General features: G+C 40.8%; 19 protein-coding genes. 13 read left to right on the forward strand and 6 right to left on the reverse strand.

What is annotated here, in order from left to right:
* Window positions 1-8 precede the first annotated feature (8 nt).
* The 4 genes from IYN84_RS04250 to IYN84_RS04265 all read left to right on the forward strand — a co-directional run bounded on the left by IYN84_RS04250 (window position 9) and on the right by IYN84_RS04265 (window position 3,087).
* On the forward strand, window positions 9-206 hold the full coding sequence (locus IYN84_RS04250; RefSeq protein ID WP_196137914.1) for a hypothetical protein: 198 nt from the start codon (window positions 9-11) through the stop codon (window positions 204-206).
* A 270-nt stretch (window positions 207-476) separates the two neighbouring features.
* Complete coding sequence (locus tag IYN84_RS04255) at window positions 477-1,037, forward strand: hypothetical protein (protein WP_196137915.1); 561 nt, start codon at window positions 477-479, stop codon at window positions 1,035-1,037.
* Between the two features lie 268 nt (window positions 1,038-1,305).
* On the forward strand, window positions 1,306-2,247 hold the full coding sequence (locus IYN84_RS04260; protein ID WP_196137916.1) for an MBL fold metallo-hydrolase: 942 nt from the start codon (window positions 1,306-1,308) through the stop codon (window positions 2,245-2,247).
* A gap of 240 nt (window positions 2,248-2,487) precedes the next feature.
* Entirely contained in the window at window positions 2,488-3,087 is a 600-nt protein-coding gene (locus tag IYN84_RS04265) for a hypothetical protein (protein WP_196137917.1), read from the forward strand.
* 25 nt (window positions 3,088-3,112) lie between these two features.
* On the opposite strand, the gene IYN84_RS04270 is transcribed toward IYN84_RS04265, so the two are convergent.
* A complete protein-coding gene (locus tag IYN84_RS04270) occupies window positions 3,113-3,904 on the reverse strand; it encodes an ABC transporter substrate-binding protein (RefSeq protein ID WP_196137918.1) in 792 nt (263 codons plus the stop codon).
* Between the two features lie 213 nt (window positions 3,905-4,117).
* On the opposite strand from IYN84_RS04270, the gene IYN84_RS04275 reads away from it, so the two are divergent.
* The 5 genes from IYN84_RS04275 (at window position 4,118) to IYN84_RS21635 (ending at window position 8,272) form a co-directional block, all read left to right on the forward strand.
* A complete protein-coding gene (locus IYN84_RS04275; protein WP_196137919.1) occupies window positions 4,118-4,846 on the forward strand; it encodes a class I SAM-dependent methyltransferase in 729 nt (242 codons plus the stop codon).
* Between the two features lie 177 nt (window positions 4,847-5,023).
* Window positions 5,024-5,269 carry a FeoA family protein gene (locus tag IYN84_RS04280; RefSeq protein ID WP_196137920.1) on the forward strand — a complete coding sequence of 82 codons (246 nt, stop codon included), beginning with the start codon at window positions 5,024-5,026 and terminating at the stop codon, window positions 5,267-5,269.
* Window positions 5,270-5,292: 23 nt separating this feature from the next.
* Window positions 5,293-7,608 (forward strand): Fe(2+) transporter permease subunit FeoB, encoded by a 2,316-nt coding sequence (feoB, locus tag IYN84_RS04285; RefSeq protein WP_196137921.1) that lies wholly within the window; start codon window positions 5,293-5,295, stop codon window positions 7,606-7,608.
* Window positions 7,609-7,612: 4 nt separating this feature from the next.
* The gene (locus IYN84_RS04290) at window positions 7,613-7,870 is read left to right on the forward strand and encodes a FeoC-like transcriptional regulator (protein WP_196137922.1); all 258 of its coding nucleotides are present in this window, start codon (window positions 7,613-7,615) and stop codon (window positions 7,868-7,870) included.
* Between the two features lie 12 nt (window positions 7,871-7,882).
* A complete protein-coding gene (locus tag IYN84_RS21635) occupies window positions 7,883-8,272 on the forward strand; it encodes a TraR/DksA C4-type zinc finger protein (protein WP_196137923.1) in 390 nt (129 codons plus the stop codon).
* Window positions 8,273-8,283: 11 nt separating this feature from the next.
* On the opposite strand, the gene IYN84_RS04300 is transcribed toward IYN84_RS21635, so the two are convergent.
* The 3 genes from IYN84_RS04300 to IYN84_RS04310 are packed head-to-tail and all read right to left on the reverse strand — an operon-like array spanning window position 8,284 to window position 10,745.
* Window positions 8,284-8,820 carry a peroxiredoxin gene (locus IYN84_RS04300; RefSeq protein ID WP_196137924.1) on the reverse strand — a complete coding sequence of 179 codons (537 nt, stop codon included), beginning with the start codon at window positions 8,818-8,820 and terminating at the stop codon, window positions 8,284-8,286.
* Entirely contained in the window at window positions 8,817-9,788 is a 972-nt protein-coding gene (gene nudC, locus IYN84_RS04305; protein WP_196137925.1) for an NAD(+) diphosphatase, read from the reverse strand. Before nudC ends, IYN84_RS04300 begins: the two co-directional genes overlap by 4 nt.
* A 24-nt stretch (window positions 9,789-9,812) precedes the next feature.
* Window positions 9,813-10,745 carry a YeiH family protein gene (locus tag IYN84_RS04310; RefSeq protein ID WP_196137926.1) on the reverse strand — a complete coding sequence of 311 codons (933 nt, stop codon included), beginning with the start codon at window positions 10,743-10,745 and terminating at the stop codon, window positions 9,813-9,815.
* 173 nt (window positions 10,746-10,918) lie between these two features.
* Here IYN84_RS04310 and IYN84_RS04315 point away from each other — a divergent pair, with 173 nt between their 5' ends.
* From IYN84_RS04315 to IYN84_RS04330, 4 genes are all read left to right on the forward strand, one after another.
* The gene (locus IYN84_RS04315; RefSeq protein ID WP_196137927.1) at window positions 10,919-11,293 is read left to right on the forward strand and encodes a GntR family transcriptional regulator; all 375 of its coding nucleotides are present in this window, start codon (window positions 10,919-10,921) and stop codon (window positions 11,291-11,293) included.
* Window positions 11,290-12,144, forward strand: coding sequence for an ABC transporter ATP-binding protein (locus tag IYN84_RS04320; RefSeq protein ID WP_196137928.1), 855 nt, complete (start codon window positions 11,290-11,292; stop codon window positions 12,142-12,144). The genes IYN84_RS04315 and IYN84_RS04320 overlap by 4 nt, the downstream gene beginning before the upstream one ends.
* A complete protein-coding gene (locus IYN84_RS04325; RefSeq protein WP_196137929.1) occupies window positions 12,144-13,061 on the forward strand; it encodes a hypothetical protein in 918 nt (305 codons plus the stop codon). The genes IYN84_RS04320 and IYN84_RS04325 overlap by 1 nt, the downstream gene beginning before the upstream one ends.
* Before the next feature lie 80 nt (window positions 13,062-13,141).
* Complete coding sequence (locus IYN84_RS04330) at window positions 13,142-13,327, forward strand: hypothetical protein (protein WP_196137930.1); 186 nt, start codon at window positions 13,142-13,144, stop codon at window positions 13,325-13,327.
* A 93-nt stretch (window positions 13,328-13,420) separates the two neighbouring features.
* On the opposite strand, the gene IYN84_RS04335 is transcribed toward IYN84_RS04330, so the two are convergent.
* Window positions 13,421-13,804 (reverse strand): DUF2288 family protein, encoded by a 384-nt coding sequence (locus IYN84_RS04335; protein ID WP_196137931.1) that lies wholly within the window; start codon window positions 13,802-13,804, stop codon window positions 13,421-13,423.
* A gap of 43 nt (window positions 13,805-13,847) precedes the next feature.
* On the reverse strand, window positions 13,848-16,001 hold the full coding sequence (locus IYN84_RS04340) for a tetratricopeptide repeat protein (protein WP_196137932.1): 2,154 nt from the start codon (window positions 15,999-16,001) through the stop codon (window positions 13,848-13,850).
* Window positions 16,002-16,031 lie beyond the last annotated feature (30 nt).

The following is a 16,031-nucleotide window of genomic DNA, read 5'->3' on the forward strand; positions in this document are numbered from 1 at the left end:
ATTGATTTATGGGAATTTCTATATGGGCTCTTGTGATTGTCTTTTTGATATGGTTAGCGCCTTTTATTGCGGTTGCAACGTCCGATAAAACAAGCGGATCTGAAAAGGTTGCCTGGCTATTGGGGATGGTTTTTATATCCTGGTTTGCCTGGATCTTCTATTTATTGCTTGCCCCACTTAAATCAAGCAGGGCTGAAAACGTGTAACTCCTGTTTGCTTGTCCTCGGGGAATAAACAGTATTTTCTACTGCTTGTATTCGCTAGGCGCCACCAATATTCAAGTGGCGTCCAGATGCCCATGGTGGGCCTCTCACATTTTTATCCTGATGTGTCTTTTATAAAACCTGTCAATAAACGCTTTATTTTTGTGTAAAAAATTGAGATATCATTTGAAATATCTCTGGTCGGACCTTTTTGTGTTTCGCAATCATCACTACAATTCGTCTCCCATTTGCATTCACATATAATTACTCCTGATGAAGTTTATAAACACCGCCAACCACCTGGATTACAATAAAAATAATCGTCTTTTACTACCGCAGATTGTTTGTGGATCTGCTGACTGGAAATTAATAGGGTTAAAGCACTCAATAATAAATTTCCTGTTAGAAAATGCTCAAACGCCGATTATTAGCAACCCTGCCTTCAATTCGCGAAGCTTCTACGTCATTTACCGCGACAGAGCAAAAACAGTGGCAGAAGAGTTTCGAGAAGCTTATGGCGGGGCTCTTTTATCTCATTCGGGAAGCTCTGTTTTAAAAGGCGTTAATTATCTGAGGAAGGCAGGGAAACTAGTGCCGCTATATAGCTACATTTATCGGAAGTCGGCAAGCAAAGCTCAAAAAGTGGGAAATCTCGCAAGAAATATAGAGGGCTCCAGAGTCGTGATAACCTTGAGTGCACATCCTGGGGCTTATCGAAGTGTGAACAATACTGTTTTACCGGATAAATCAATTATTCAGTGTGTCAATGGAACGACTTTTGGTGACCTTGCTGAAGTTATATGGCGTGGTGATCTGGGGCACGCTATTTTCTAATGCTAGTTCAGGATTGAAATTTCGACTGCTACAAGCTGACCAGGTGACTAGTTGAGTATGCAAGCAGTTATCGATATCCAGATAGTTTATATTGAAAACTGCTGTAGTATTTACAATTGCCTTAAAAGTATTTAATTTCTAAAAGATAATTAAATGTTTTACAAAAGGTCTTGTTTTTCGCTTTTGAAAAAAAATAGCTAATGTTAAACCGATACAAGTAGCCGACTGGAATTTAAAATAAAAAGATTTTTAATTGAAGGGGAAAATGATGAGCAGTTATGCAAAGTGGATTACAAGAGTTGCTTTGATATTTCTGGTATTTACCATGAATTCGCTTTCTGCAAAAAATGAAAAAACATTTATCGAGATACTGGGTGTTGCTCAGGATGCAGGCTATCCTCAGGCTGGTTGCTATCGACCTCATTGTCTTAAAGGTTGGAAAAAGCCTGAGTATAGACGAAGTGTTGTCTCATTAGGTCTGGTGGATACCGTTAGCAAATCTAAATACCTGTTCGAAGCGACACCTGATCTTCCTGAACAGTTGTATCAACTTGAAAAAATTGTCTCGTCTGAAGAGTTTGACTTGAAAGGTATATTCCTTACACACGCACACATAGGTCATTATACAGGGCTAATGTATCTTGGCCACGAGTCGATGGGGGCGAGTGAAGTTCCCGTGTTTGCCATGCCAAGAATGAGCGAATTTTTGCGGAGTAACGGACCCTGGAGTCAATTGGTGAATTACAAAAATATCATGCTATATCCTCTTCAGGACTCCAGGCCCGAAAAGTTTTCGAATATAGAGGTAACGCCATTCAGCGTACCTCACAGAGAAGAATATTCAGAGGCTGTAGGCTTTCGAATTAAAGGTCCGAGCAAAACCGCGATTTTTATTCCTGATATAGATAAATGGTCCAGATGGGATATTAATATATCCGACTTAGTCAAAGAGGTTGACTATGCGATTATCGACGCAACATTTTTTGACGGAACCGAGCTACCGGGTAGGGATATGTTAAAAGTGCCGCATCCATTTGTTGTTGAAAGCATGGACCTTTTTGAAAAATTATCGAACGAGGACAAAGCAAAGATCTGGTTTATTCATTTTAATCATTCTAACCCGCTATTGGAGGAGGGGAGCCAGCAAAGTCTGTTGGTAAGGAGTAAAGGATTTAATATTGCAAAGGAAGGTGTGCGTTTGTTTTTGTAACGGCACACCTAATACTGTTTGTATTTGAATGTCATCTGTTAGTCGAGGATATTGAGCCAGCATAAACTGTGCCTTTGGTGTGAACCTTGGAGTAAAAATACGAATATGAGAACGCGATACTAAAATATCTAATTTTTGTGACGCTGTGCAAATATTATACGGCTAGAAGGGTATAGTATTAAGGTCAGGGCTTTCAGGATGACCCTGTTAAACCCGAATACTTTGAAGGAGTAATACTAAATGTATAGCGGCAGCTCAATCGGGTTAATGGAACGAGAAACCCCCTCCCAGATCGCCCTTGCTGAAGGGTTAGCAAACTCAACGACTCAAAAACACATTAATAATACCTGGCTAAAATACTTGCCAGAGTCACCTGCGATGGCACTAATTTTGGGAAAGGCAAACGATGAGATTGCCGATTGGCTTGCAAAAAAAGGCTGGTTGGTCACGACTGTTGAGCAGGAGGCACAGCAGATTAGAAAGAAACGCCCTGTATGTCACCCGTCTATTAACTGGCGTCATGATAATCTTGTTGAATTGGCTAAAGTGGAAGGTTCTTACTCAACCATATTGGTTAATGAACTTCTGACTGAGCTTAACAATTTTGATCAGGTTGCGTTATTAGAGCGTTTATCTTCTCTCGTTGCGACAGGTACCTATATTGTTTTCACTTTTTGCAGTAATTTGCGTAATGACCCTTCCTCGTATCCGGTGAGAGAGTCTCTGTTAAATGACCAGGCATTAGCATATTCTCTTCAGATAGTAGATAGAAATACGTCGTTAGAAGATAAGGGCTTACAACTTCTAGAATGGCGAACGCTTGTTTTTAAAAAACTTTAAGTCTAAATTAGCTAATTAAGAAAAATCACCAGGCCCAGTTGGCGCGATAATCTTTTGTTAGCTTTATTCGTGCAAGAGCTTCATTAAACTTGCTCACCAGCTCTTTGGTTACCGTTTTTTTGCTAAACATAAACGAAACAGTGCTGGCTTTCTGGGTTACTTTGCAGGCTTTCAGTTTTCCTCGAAGCTGCATTCTTTTTAAGGTATAAGACAACACCATCGGGTCTTCGAAGAAACCATCAATTTTTCCGCTAGAAAAAAGTTGATAGAGTTGGTCATTATTATCTGCGTAGACAAACTGTTGTTTCAAACCTTCATCTGATTGTGCCTCAGTGACTGATTTTCCATAAATATTACCTTGATTCAAACCGACTCGAGCACCTGTTTTCTTAATCAATTCGGGTAGTGTCATAGAGTTACACTGTTGATTAAACTCCGGTTTTAAGTACAGAACCAGTACTTCGAGACGATAAGGATCGGAAAAATAACCAAATTCCTCGCGCTCCTTGGTTATCGAAGTGTCCATTATAAAGTCGACTGTGCCATCTTTAACTGCGCTGATGTTCTCACTGAAAGTCTGCTTTTTAAACTTAAGTGTACATCCTGCCTCTGATGCCACCTTACGAACCAGGTCGATCTGAATTCCGTAAGGTATATCACCATTGAGGGAATGCTGGTAGGGAGGCCAGTTTCCCCAGCCAAGAGTTAAGGAACAAACATGTTCAGTGGTTTGTGCGAGTTGATTGTTTGGGTACAGATTGGTCGTCCACAAAGTGAGGAATAGTGCTATTGATATTAGCGGTGAACGACTGCGCATCTAAAGTGACCATAATGGCCTTAACATAGCTTAATGGTATGCGTCATTCAGCTAAAAATCTAATAGTAATTAGTTTTAGAGATATCTGAATAAACTATTAGTCCCGGAATTAATTTGAAATATGTTTAAATATTTATTCAACCATTTTCAAGCATCAATCTATTCAGCTCTGGTTTAGACTAAAATAACTTGGAAAATAGAGGAAGTAATATTATGAGAGTAGCGCTTAAAACATTGAAACTAATAGCTATTTTGTGCTTTTTTAGTTCCAGTATTGCTAGTGCAGTCGATTCAAAAGGGCGGTTAGTCTCAGATCTTGAAAGGGACAAACGTAGTAAACCGGAGGAGGTCATCGAGTTCGTCGGAGTTAAAGCCGGTGAAAAAGTCCTGGATTTGCTTGGTGGTGGAGGCTATTACTCACATTTGTTATCGCATCAGGTAGGTAAGAATGGACTAGTTGTATTACACAACAACAAAGCCTACCTTCCTTATGTCGGTAAAGATCTAGAAAAACGATTCAAAAACAATGAGTTAAAAAATGTAGAGAGGCTTATGTCTGAAGCTGATGAACTAAAGCTCGGGATGGACCGGTTTGATTCAGCTTTTTTTGTCATGGGATTTCATGATTTATATCATACTTCTCCTGGCTGGGACGTAACAGAAGAAAAAGTATTACCTCAGTTACGCGCTGCACTAAAAACCAAAGGGAAATTACTCGTAATTGACCATAACGCCCCTGTTGGCTCTGGCAAGCAGAGTGCTCAGGATATGCATAGAATCGAAAAAGCATTTGTTATTGAAAAGCTCAAACATTACGGGTTTCATCTGCTAGGTGAAAGTGAAATATTGGTAAACTCGAAAGATCCCTTAAATATTTCTGCTTTTGATAAGTCATTGAAAAGAAACACTAGTCGCTTCGCATTATTGTTTGAAAAGCAGTAGGAAGATGTCTTTCCCGGTAGTCGTTTGGTCTTTTTAAGGGCATTCTGATCTGGATCAGGATAATAATCGCTTGCAGAGGTAAATCTTGTTGCAAACGATTCGCATTTAAACTAACATTGGGACATCGAATATTTGTTAATAGTACTCAGGTTTAGAGTACTATTCCGGAGAAGGTTCATGTCCTATTGTTTAGCCGACGCAAAAGCAAAGCAGAGAGTCAAAGTTGTTAGTCTTGGCGCTGCCGGGAGTGTATTTCGGCGTAAATTGTTATCAATGGGGCTAACACCTGGAATAGAAGTTAATGTCACGCGAAAAGCTCCGATGGGTGGACCATTAGAGCTTTCTCTTCGAGGCTTCTCTCTAAGCCTGAGAAAAAATGAAGCGCAAGGGATCCAGGTGGAATTGCTTGGAACCTCTTCTTAACCCAATATCTAGCTTTTTGTTCAATGAGTAAATCTGCCACTATTGCCCTGTGCGGTAATCCTAACTGTGGAAAAACAACCCTGTTTAATCTGTTAACAGGCGCTCGCCAGGAAGTTGGAAACTGGCCCGGCGTAACAGTGGAGAAAAAGTCCGGAAGTTTTCAGTTTGCAGGTGAAAACTACACCATAGTTGATTTGCCAGGGACTTACTCTCTGGATGTAGTTGATGAATCGGTTGCTTTAGATGAAAAGGTAGCGCGAGACTATATCCTTTCCGAAGACGCAGGATTAATCGTAAATATTATCGATGCTTCAAACATCGAACGGAATTTATATTTAACTACTCAACTTCTGGAAGTGGGCAAGCCTGTTCTGGTCGTATTAAATATGATGGATGTGGCCAAGAAGCAAAAAACTCAAATTGATGTTGAAGAGTTGCAGAATTTGCTTGGCTGCCCAATTATTCCGTTCACGGCAAGTAAGACCAGAAAGCCTTATGAAATTAAGGAAAAGCTGGTTTCTCTTCTCGAAAAGCCTGAGCATCTAGTGGACTTTGAACTGGAGTTTGATGAACCCTTAAGCACTGTCTATCACAAGTTGACCGAGATCCTGGTTCCCTACGCGGAGGAACAGGGAGTGCGAGCAAAGTGGCTTGCATTGCGGCTATTAGAAGATAACAGTATTAAACTCCCGGGTCAGCTGAGTGAGCAGGTTGGCAAAATAGCGAAACCATTGAGTGCGGCATATGGCGAAGATCTGGATATAGCCATAGCTGATGCGCGTTTTAACAAAATTCTAAGCTGGATCGACTCATGTGTTAGTAAAAATGGGGAGGTATCCAGAAGTATCTCTGCAAAGCTGGATAAAGTCTTTCTCAATAAGTTTCTTGGCATACCACTATTTCTCGCTGTCACCTATTTAATGTTTGTTTTTACCATCAATTTTGGTGGTGCTTTCATCGACTTTTTCGATCAGGCTACTGGCGCAGTATTAGTCGACGCCGGAGGAGAGTGGTTGACTTCTCTCGGTTTGCCGGCTTGGCTTGTTACCATACTAGCTAATGGTATCGGAGGGGGAATTCAGGTTGTATCCACTTTTATTCCGATAATTGCCACCTTGTATTTGTTTCTCGCTGTTCTGGAAGATACCGGCTATTTAGCCAGAGGAGCCTTTGTTATGGATCGCTTTATGCAATCTATAGGCTTGCCAGGTAAAAGCTTTATTCCACTCATGGTAGGACTTGGATGTACCGTACCTGCAATTTATGCCACGCGTTCACTCGAATACCAGAAAGATAGAATTATGACGGTTATGATGAGCCCGTTTATTTCATGTGGTGCCAGGTTGCCTGTCTATATTTTGTTTGCCGCAGCCTTTTTTCCGGAAAATGCACAAAACCTGGTTTTTGCTATTTATCTAACTGGTATTGCGGTCGCCATACTGACTGGATTATTACTAAAGCATACTTTGCTTGTCGGAGAAAATACGCCTTTCGTTATGGAGCTTCCCGCTTACCATTTACCTAATTTGCGCAATGTGCTGATAAAAACCTGGGAAAAGCTGAGTTCATTTATTTTGGGTGCAGGTAAACTTATTGTTATCGTGGTCATGGTTCTCAGCTTTTTTAATTCCCTTGGAAGTGATGGTTCCTTCGGTAATGAGAACACTGAAAAGTCAGTGTTATCGAACATAGGAAAGACAATTACACCAGTGTTCGCTCCTATGGGTATTAAAGAGGACAATTGGCCGGCAACAGTTGGAATATTTACCGGTGTTTTTGCAAAAGAAGTCGTTGTTGGAACTATCGACAGTCTTTACTCAATACAATTACAAGGCGATGAGGAAGAAGCCTCTCTTTCACTATCTGACAAGTTATATGCTGCCTGGCAAACCGTTCCAGATAATTTGAGTGAAATACCGAATACCTGGTCTGATCCGGTAGGTATTGGAGAAGCTGACGTAAAAAGTCTGGATGAAGTTGCCCAATCGCAAGAAATTCATAGGGGGCTTTTCGAATTACTTCAATCTTCGTTTGACGGAACCTTAGGTGCATTCAGCTTTTTACTTTTTATACTGCTCTATTCACCTTGCGTCTCTGCCCTTGGGGCAACAATGAAAGAAACCGGCAGTCGCTGGACGCTATTTATCGTGCTGTGGAGTACTTTCCTTGCTTACAGTCTTTCAACAATTGTCTATCAAGCTGGGCAACTAATGAAGACTCCTGTTAGTGCCAGTTTGTGGATAGGATTTTTCATTACGCTTCATTTGCTCAATATTTACATGCTTAAATCTTTTGGGCGTAAACGTATTCTTTCTCAACCTGAGCCGGCAAGAGTCTAATCTGATGTTAATGGAGATCAAAAAACTGCTGGAAGAGCGTGATCAGATGACACTTACTGATCTTGCAAGGCATTTTTATGTTTCTGAAAATGTGATGCAAAGTATGGTTGACCAGTGGATACGTAAAGGTCGCATTGAAAAAGTAGAGCTTTCCGGGTTATGTGGCTCTAGTTGTGGGAGCTGTGATGAAGCTGGCGAAGTAAAAATTTTATATCGTTGGAAAAAAGTCGCTCAAAAAGGAATTTATACACAGCAGGCATAGAACAACCTGATTGTGTCACTTATATCACAACAACAAAAGGAATATCCTGAAATGGCTTTGTCGAATAGTCAAAAAGACATGTTAAATAGAGCCATACTTTCCAAAATAGATGAACTGAATTCGCAAATAGCTCTCGCCAAGGAATCTAGTCAAACCGTAGAGTTGGACCAAACATTAGCAGGTAGAGTCTCTCGAATCGATGCAATTCAACAACAAAAAATGGCGTCAGCAGGGTTAGAGCGTACGCAAAAACAGTTGGCTTTGCTTGAACGGGCACTAGCAAGAATCGATGAAGAATACTTTGGCGTATGTGAGTATTGTGGTGAAGATATTCCACTCGCGCGCTTAAAGGTAAAACCTGAGTCTTTGAGTTGTGTGTCATGTCTAGAGGAACAGGAGTAACACTAGCAAATCTAGTTGGCAAGTAAACGAATGATGATACCTGCCTCAGTTGAGTACCCCATATCTTTTGCAATAATTTTATTTTCTTCCGAAATTAGATAATAGCTGGGAAAACCCTGAATTTTGTAGGCATTGGAAATTTTATCGGTGCCAAGAAGTACAGGAATAGTAAGACTATGCTGTCTGACAAAATCATCAATTTGATTTTGTTCTTTCCAGTCTAGAGCAATTAAATAGATAGACAGGTCTTTGTCACTATTTCGCTCATAAACATCCTGTAAGTTACCAACAGAAAGGTGGCACACTCTACACCATGGAGCAAAGAAATAGAGAAGCGTTTTTCCTTTGCTGTCCATAGCCGGAAATGACACCGTATCACCCGCAAGCGATGGCAAAACAAATGACGGGGCGGGCAGTGATTCGTTACTCGAAAGCATTTCTTTTTGTTGCCACCAGGTTATTATGACAAAAATAATAATCAGTACTAAAGCCTGTAGAATCCAACTTGAAATGCTTTTTAGCCGTTTGGATTTATTCTGAGTATTCATTGGTTTTGTTCATCACAGCCAATCTCGTTGATTGAGTATCCTTTTTCTTTCCGAAACCAACGATTTACCAAACTCCAGGAAATAGAAACTGAAAAAGGGAGTTTCAATTCTCCTGATTTCACCCGGCTTTCTATATCATCAGCAGTAACCCACATAGCGTGCTCGATTTCTTTATCGATCAGGCGAATATTTTCTTCAGTCGTTTCGGCTTCAAAACCAACCATGAGTGAAGAGGGAAAAGGCCAGGGTTGAGAACTTAAATAGACGACTTGATCAAGCTTTAGACCGACTTCCTCCCAGGCTTCCCGAGCCACAGCTTGTTCCAGGGTTTCGCCCGGCTCTACGAAACCGGCAATAACCGAATATCGCCCTTCGTCCCAGTTTGCCTGACGAGCTAGAAGTAGTTTTGACGGAAATGCTCTGGTGTTACTGATTGAGAAAATTACAGCTGGATCGAGCCTGGGAAAATGTTCTTTTTGGCAATTTTCGTCAGAACAAATTCGTGAGTGCCCCGCATTTGCCATTTGGGTTTTGCCGCCGCACTTGGCGCAATATTGATGATTCCAGTGCCAGTTGATTAATCCTTGCGCGTGAAATAAAAAACCTATCTGGTCAGCATCACAGGTTAAACTGGCCTGACGAAGATTAATCACATCTTTATGCGATAAAGGAGGAATAAGGTCATCGAGTTGTATAGCAAAATAATGAGTTAAGTCGATATGACCCAGATAAATGGAAGTCTGTTCGAGGTGTAGCTCTAAACATTTGTTTTCTTTGTTTACAGTCTTCGATAGTTGGTTCTTAACATCGCTCTGCTTGAAAAAAAGTTCCGTCTGGCCACTGGTAACAATCTGTCCTTTGAAGAGCAACACAAATCGACTGTCTTCATGCGACAGGCAGGTAAGGATTTTTTCCGGGTTGTTTCTAATTTGTGCATGCCGGTCAATTGGTGATTGAAATTTGAACATGTACTCTCCGTGCTAGATAAGTGATTACAGCCATTTAATCAATGCGAGGGCGGATACAGATACCAGTATCCAAAGAAGCAATCCCTGCCAGAATGCGCTTGATTCAATTTCTTTAAGTGTTTGTTGATTAAAGCCAGAACCGATAAGAAACAGGCTTATCGCCATTCCTCGTTTTGCGATAACCGGGGCGTAGCTACTGATAGTCGAAATACTGGGTACAAAACTGGCGATGAGGCTTGCGCCGACGAAAAACAGAATGAACACAGGAAGCTTTGATTTGCTTTGCTCATGTCGAAAGGCATATCCAGCGATGAAAACAAGAGGAATTATCCACAATGCTCTTGCCAATTTGGTTGTGGTAGCTACTTTTAATGATTCTTCGCCATACTCCGCAGCGGCACCAACAACCGAACTGGTATCATGTATACCAAGCGCGGCCCAGAGGCCAAATTCTGATTGTGATAACTCAAGCCATTCTCCAATATATGGGTAGGCGAGCAGGCCAGCTGCGTTCAATAAAAAGACAATGGATATAGATATAAGTAGGTGTGTGGGCCTGGCTTTTATTGCAGGTGCTAGCGCCGCGATCGCGCTACCTCCGCAAATGGCAGTACCACCGGAGACAAGAAATGAAAGCCTTGAGTCGACATTAAACAGTCTTCCCAGAATAAGGCCTGCAGTCATTGCGAAAGAAATTGTAATGATTGTAATCCAGAAACTGCTTCTTGCCGTTTCCGCGATCTCCTGGATATTCAGGCCAAACCCCATAAGTACTATGCTTATTTTTAAAATATGACCAGATGCCCATTGGGTTTTTAACTGATAGGGGTTACCTAGAACAATAGCGTAGAAAAAGCCAAGAATCAGACTAAAGCTAAAGTTAATCAGGCCACTCGCAATGGCAAATAGTGACAAAACCAGGAAAAACAGCGAAATTTTCTCTGAAAAACGTGCCATAGAAGTGTTAACAAGTGTGAGTAAAGGCCTATTATAATCCCGAAAAGCTATTTAATACAGTAAGTTATCTCTTAACGGTTTGAAACATTTTAGATTTTGCGTCAAGGTGATGTGGTGTTATAGTTAAATACAACACCAAGCGGCGTTAAAAACCAAAAACGATGAGAGGGCTTATGAACGCGATGAAGTGGAATGACCAAACTCCCATCTTTCGTCAACTCAAAGAAAAAGTAGTTGAGTTGATAATCGATGGTGAGGTCGCCGAGGGGGAGGCGGTTCCTTCGGTACGACAAGTTGCTGCAGACTATCAGATTAATCCATTGACGGTCTCAAAAGCTTATCAGGAATTAGTCGATGAACAGGTTTTGGAAAAGAAGAGGGGGTTGGGGATGTTTGTGACAGATGGAGCAAAATCTAAGTTACTGGACGAAGAGAAACGTCAATTCTTGCAAGTAGAGTGGCCAAAGATTATGACTAGAATTCAACGCTTGGGGCTTTCATTAAATGAATTGCCACAAAATGTTCCGTCAAATGGAGGGCAAGCATGAGTACCATTATTAAAGCTAAAGGTCTTTCCAAGAGCTATGGTTCGTTTGACGCGCTCAAAGGAGTCGACTTTTCAATTGAGCGTGGCCGGATTGTCGGACTGGTAGGGCCGAACGGTGCTGGAAAAACTACGGTTTTGAAGGCTATTTTGGGTTTGACCTCCTTCGACGGTGAGCTGGAAGTTCTCGGTCTGAATCCCTCCAGACAACGCCATCAGTTAATGCAGAAAGTTTGCTTTATTGCTGATGTGGCTTTACTGCCAAAGTGGTTAAAAGTTAAAGAAGCGGTTGAGTTTGTTACAGAGGTTCACCCACATTTCAACCTGGAAAGAGCAAAGCACTTTCTTGGTAAGACAAAGATTAACTGGAATTCCAAGGTTAAAGAGCTATCAAAAGGAATGGTAACTCAGCTACATCTGGCGTTGGTAATGTCTATCGAAGCCGAGCTTCTGGTTTTAGATGAGCCAACATTGGGTCTGGATATTTTGTATCGCAAAGAGTTTTATAACCAGCTGCTAGCGGAATTTTTTGACGAAGGTCGAAGTATTTTAGTCACCACTCACCAAATTGAGGAGGTAGAGAATTTACTGACTGATCTAATCTTCATTAAAGATGGTGAGATTGTTCTGGATTCCTCGATGGATGAAGTTGCTGATAAATACTTTGAAGTTATGGTAAGCCGCGATGATGCTGAAAAAGCAAAGTCACTCAACCCGTTAATCGAAAGAGATGTATTTGGAAGAAAAGTATTCTTATTTGAAGGTGTTGATAGAAGTCAGCTAGAAGAACTGGGTGAAATCCATTCTCCAAGCGTAGCAGATCTTTTCGTTGCGAAAATGAAGGAGGGCAAATAATGAGAACCTTTAAAGCCTTATTGAAAAGAGAGTTCTGGGAGCACAAAGGTGGAATCTTCTATACTCCAGCGATCATGGCCGCGGTATTTGCGACAATGATGATTGTCTTTGGGTTTAGTGGTGACCACTTCGTGTTGAACGGAGAGCATAAGATAGACTTTAGTCAGAAGTTACCTACTGTTGTTGAGACTTTTGAAGCTACTCCTGATGAAGAGCGATCTAAGGGGGTCCAGATAGGCTTACACGGTACAGGTCTGGTATTTTCTCTAGTATCTCTCGTCATCTGCCTGTTTTATGCATTGGGTTCTTTATACGATGAACGAAAAGATAGAAGCATTCTTTTCTGGAAGTCGCTTCCTGTGTCAGACACAGTTACGGTGTTGAGTAAGTTTGTGTCTATCACCTTACTTGTACCTGTGAGTTACTTCATAGTGATTACCATATTTCAGGTGTTTTTCTTACTGTATTTTACGGTTTTCTCATGGTTTGGCGGTAGCTCTGGAATAACCTTATGGGCGTCTTCCAATTTATTCGGAGTGATGTTCAATAACTTGCTACACCTCGTGTTGGCGAGCTTGTGGTTAGCACCGCTTTGGGCCTGGTTGATGTTAGCTTCTGCTTGGGCGAAGAAAGTTGCATTTCTGTGGGGTGGTTTACCAATCCTGATGATTATCATTGCTGAGGGCTGGATATTTCAGACTAGTCGCTTCGCAGAGATGTTCGCAGAGCGGATAGGCAAGAGTGTGATGATTCAGAACTCACCAATAAATAATCTGTTAGGTGGTGATATGTTTGACGGTATCACTTATACCGCTGGTGAAGTTCTGGGCGGAGCACCTTTCTGGGTTGGGTTGGGCGTTGCAGCCATATTTTTGGCCGGAGCTATCTACACTCGACGTTACCGGGATGAGGCTTAGTTTAAAAGTTATAATCTCGTAACTTGATTTTCTGGTCAATCTATGTGATGATTGACCAGTCTACGAAAAGGTATAAAAAAATGGTCTTAAACCGAAAAAGCGCAAAGAAAACAAGTAAAATCAGCCTGTTAGTAGCTGTAACAATGCTTACAACTATTGCTGCAGTACTACAAACGCAAGGTTATCCAATGGATCATCTGGCTGAAAATGGTGTGCAGATGTGTAAAACGGGTTTTATTGAGTTTTTAGGAGCAATGCTCTGGTAAGCTCTGGAGACCATATAATTTATACCAAAGCGAGCATTGCTCGCTTTTTTTATGGTTGAACAAAAATTTCGGTTAATTAATCCTGGTTTGGACCTATGCCGGTTGGCAGAGCACGTAGGGCGCCACCACAAGAGTCCAAAACAGTGTATCTGCGGAGCAGTTCTTCTTTACCCAGGCAGGTGTTGCAAACTCGATTTGTTTGTTCGCGATCAGTACTTCAATTTCCTGGTGGTTATTATCCGCTATTAGTGCACCAACTTTTACCAGATCCGCTTCTTTGGCAACCCTAAGCAAATTTCCTTTAGCAAAGAAAAGCTCAAGCTCTTTCCATTTCAGCTTGGCTGTTTCCATATTAAGTTTTTCAAAATTAGTAAGCTCTACCGGGCTTTCTACATCGCCAATATTTTCCTCGGGTGCATGAGTAGTAGATTGGATGTTGGAAACACTAGATTGTTGAGTTTCACTTTCTTTAGACACAGCAGGCTCCTAAAGTCAGAATATGCATTTGTAAACGTGCTGATTATACCAGATTTTTACTTTTGGGAAGACGGATTGAAAAAATGCTGCCTTGTTTAACGCCCGGTGCGTATTCAAGTGTGCCCTGATGAAGCTGGATCAATGCCTTACTAATACTCAGTCCTATACCAGCTCCGCCATACTCGGTATTTTGACCGCCGACCTGTGAGAACGTATCAAAAATGTATTTTTCCTGTTCTGGCGGAATTCCTACTCCAGTATCGATGACATTTATTTCTATATCATTTTCACAATCTTTTAGTTGGATAAAGACACCCCCATGTTTGGTGTATTTTATCGCGTTTCCAATTAAATTAAATAAAACCTGCTCGATTTTTGATTGATCGAGGGACAGTATGACAGGGTTTTCGGGAATATTCGTTTTCAGATATAGTCCTTTCTCCTGCGTAAGTGGTTTTATTTGAGATACTGCAGAAGTTATTAAGCGGCCGAGATCGGTATTGTTTTTATTTAATGAAAGCTGTCCTCGATTAAAAGAGGACATATCCAGAATGTTTTTAAGCAGACTAGTAAGACGAATACCACAGGATGTAATGATTTTAAGGCTTTCCCTTGATTCTTGAGAAAGAGAGGGTTCAGAGAATTCGATCGCTTGTGTTAATCCTACAATTCCATTAATTGGTGTAAGTAGTTCATGTGAAGTGCTTGAAAGGAAGTTATCTTTCATTTTGTCGAGTTCTACCAGTTCCTGATTAACCTTTTCTTTTTGAATTAGGTTACGTCTCATTATAAAGACAATAAGAACAAGAATTACGGTAATAAATATAACAAAAGCGACCACAAGCCAAATGCGACTTAACGAAAGTTCTTTGTTCAGTATTTCCTGCTGTAGAGCCTTTTCCTGTATTAGCTTTTCCGCTTCTTGCCTGTGAAGCTCGATTGATTTTTGAGCTTCAAGATTGCGAATTTGCTGTTTCGCTTTTTCTGCGCTTATTTCGGCTTGCGTTTGATGATATAGCTTGAAATTATCATAGGCCAGTTGATATTCGCCGGAGCGTTGGTAAATTTCCGATAATAGAAGGTAACTTTCTAGTTGAGTTTGTTTCTCTTTGGCTTCGATAGAGTGTTGCAAGCCTTGTTGAGAGAAATCTTTAGCTTTCTGAATTTTTTCCTGGGCAAGATATAGTCTGGCCAGCGCAAGGCTGATATCAGCCTTTAAGATAAGAGAGTCAAGTTGATTAGTGATTTTTTGAGATTCTAGAAGATATTCTTCAGCCTTATCAATATTTTTCTGTTTCAAATATAGCTTACCAATTTCTCGATGAGAAATAGCGATTCCATGTTTATTTTCATTTCTTTTTTCATATTCTAATGAACTCAGGTAGAAATCGAGGGCTGTATCGAAACTTTTCTTTTTTTCATGTAGTTGACCAAGGTTGTGAAGTGGTGCTGCGAGGTTGCTATTTGGAAGGTTTTCCATTAAAACTATCGCTTTTTTATACTGCTTTTCAGCGAGTTCTATTTTGTCAAGATCATTGTAAATAACTCCAAGACTGTTGTAGGCATTTGCCAGGCTCTCAGATTTAATACCGAGCTCTTCCTTTATCTGAATAGACTGTGTGTAGTAGTCTAAAGTTTTCTCCGGGTACCCCATATGACGATACATCAGTCCGATATTGTGTAGTGTAGACGAAATATCATTTTTTAATCCTAGCTTCTCAGCGATCTTCAAATTATTTTCTAGATTGATCAAAGCAAGGTCGAGCTTCCCCTGAAACCAGTATGCTTCGGCTATTCTGCTATAAATTGTCATTTGAGTTTTTGCCAAATTATACTTCTCTGCCAGGCTTAGTGAGCGGTTTGCAGTAATAATTGCCTGATCATACTTTTCTAAATCAAGATATATTGTTGCCTGCGAAATCAGAAAGTTTGCCAGTTGTTCAAACTCTTCTTCGGCAGAAAGTTGACTTATTATTTCATTACCTAGCTTAAGCTTTTTCTCAAGGTTTTGCTCCTTGTCATAGATTTGAGCCTTTTGATTGAGTGTGAGTTCAAGACTGGCCGGTGGCGTGTTATCTGAGTAGGGGATTGCTTTAAGCCTGGGACATGGCACTATTAGCAGAAAACTAGTTAGAAAACAGACAAATAATTTTGCAGTAGACTTATTCCTGGTATTCTCAAAATTTAAAGTGACCAAATTGACCTCTATCGTGTCTATGGTAATAAT

It is taken from the genome of Aliikangiella sp. G2MR2-5 (genome assembly GCF_015687155.1).
In the GTDB taxonomy this organism is placed as follows: Bacteria; Pseudomonadota; Gammaproteobacteria; order Enterobacterales; family Kangiellaceae; genus Aliikangiella.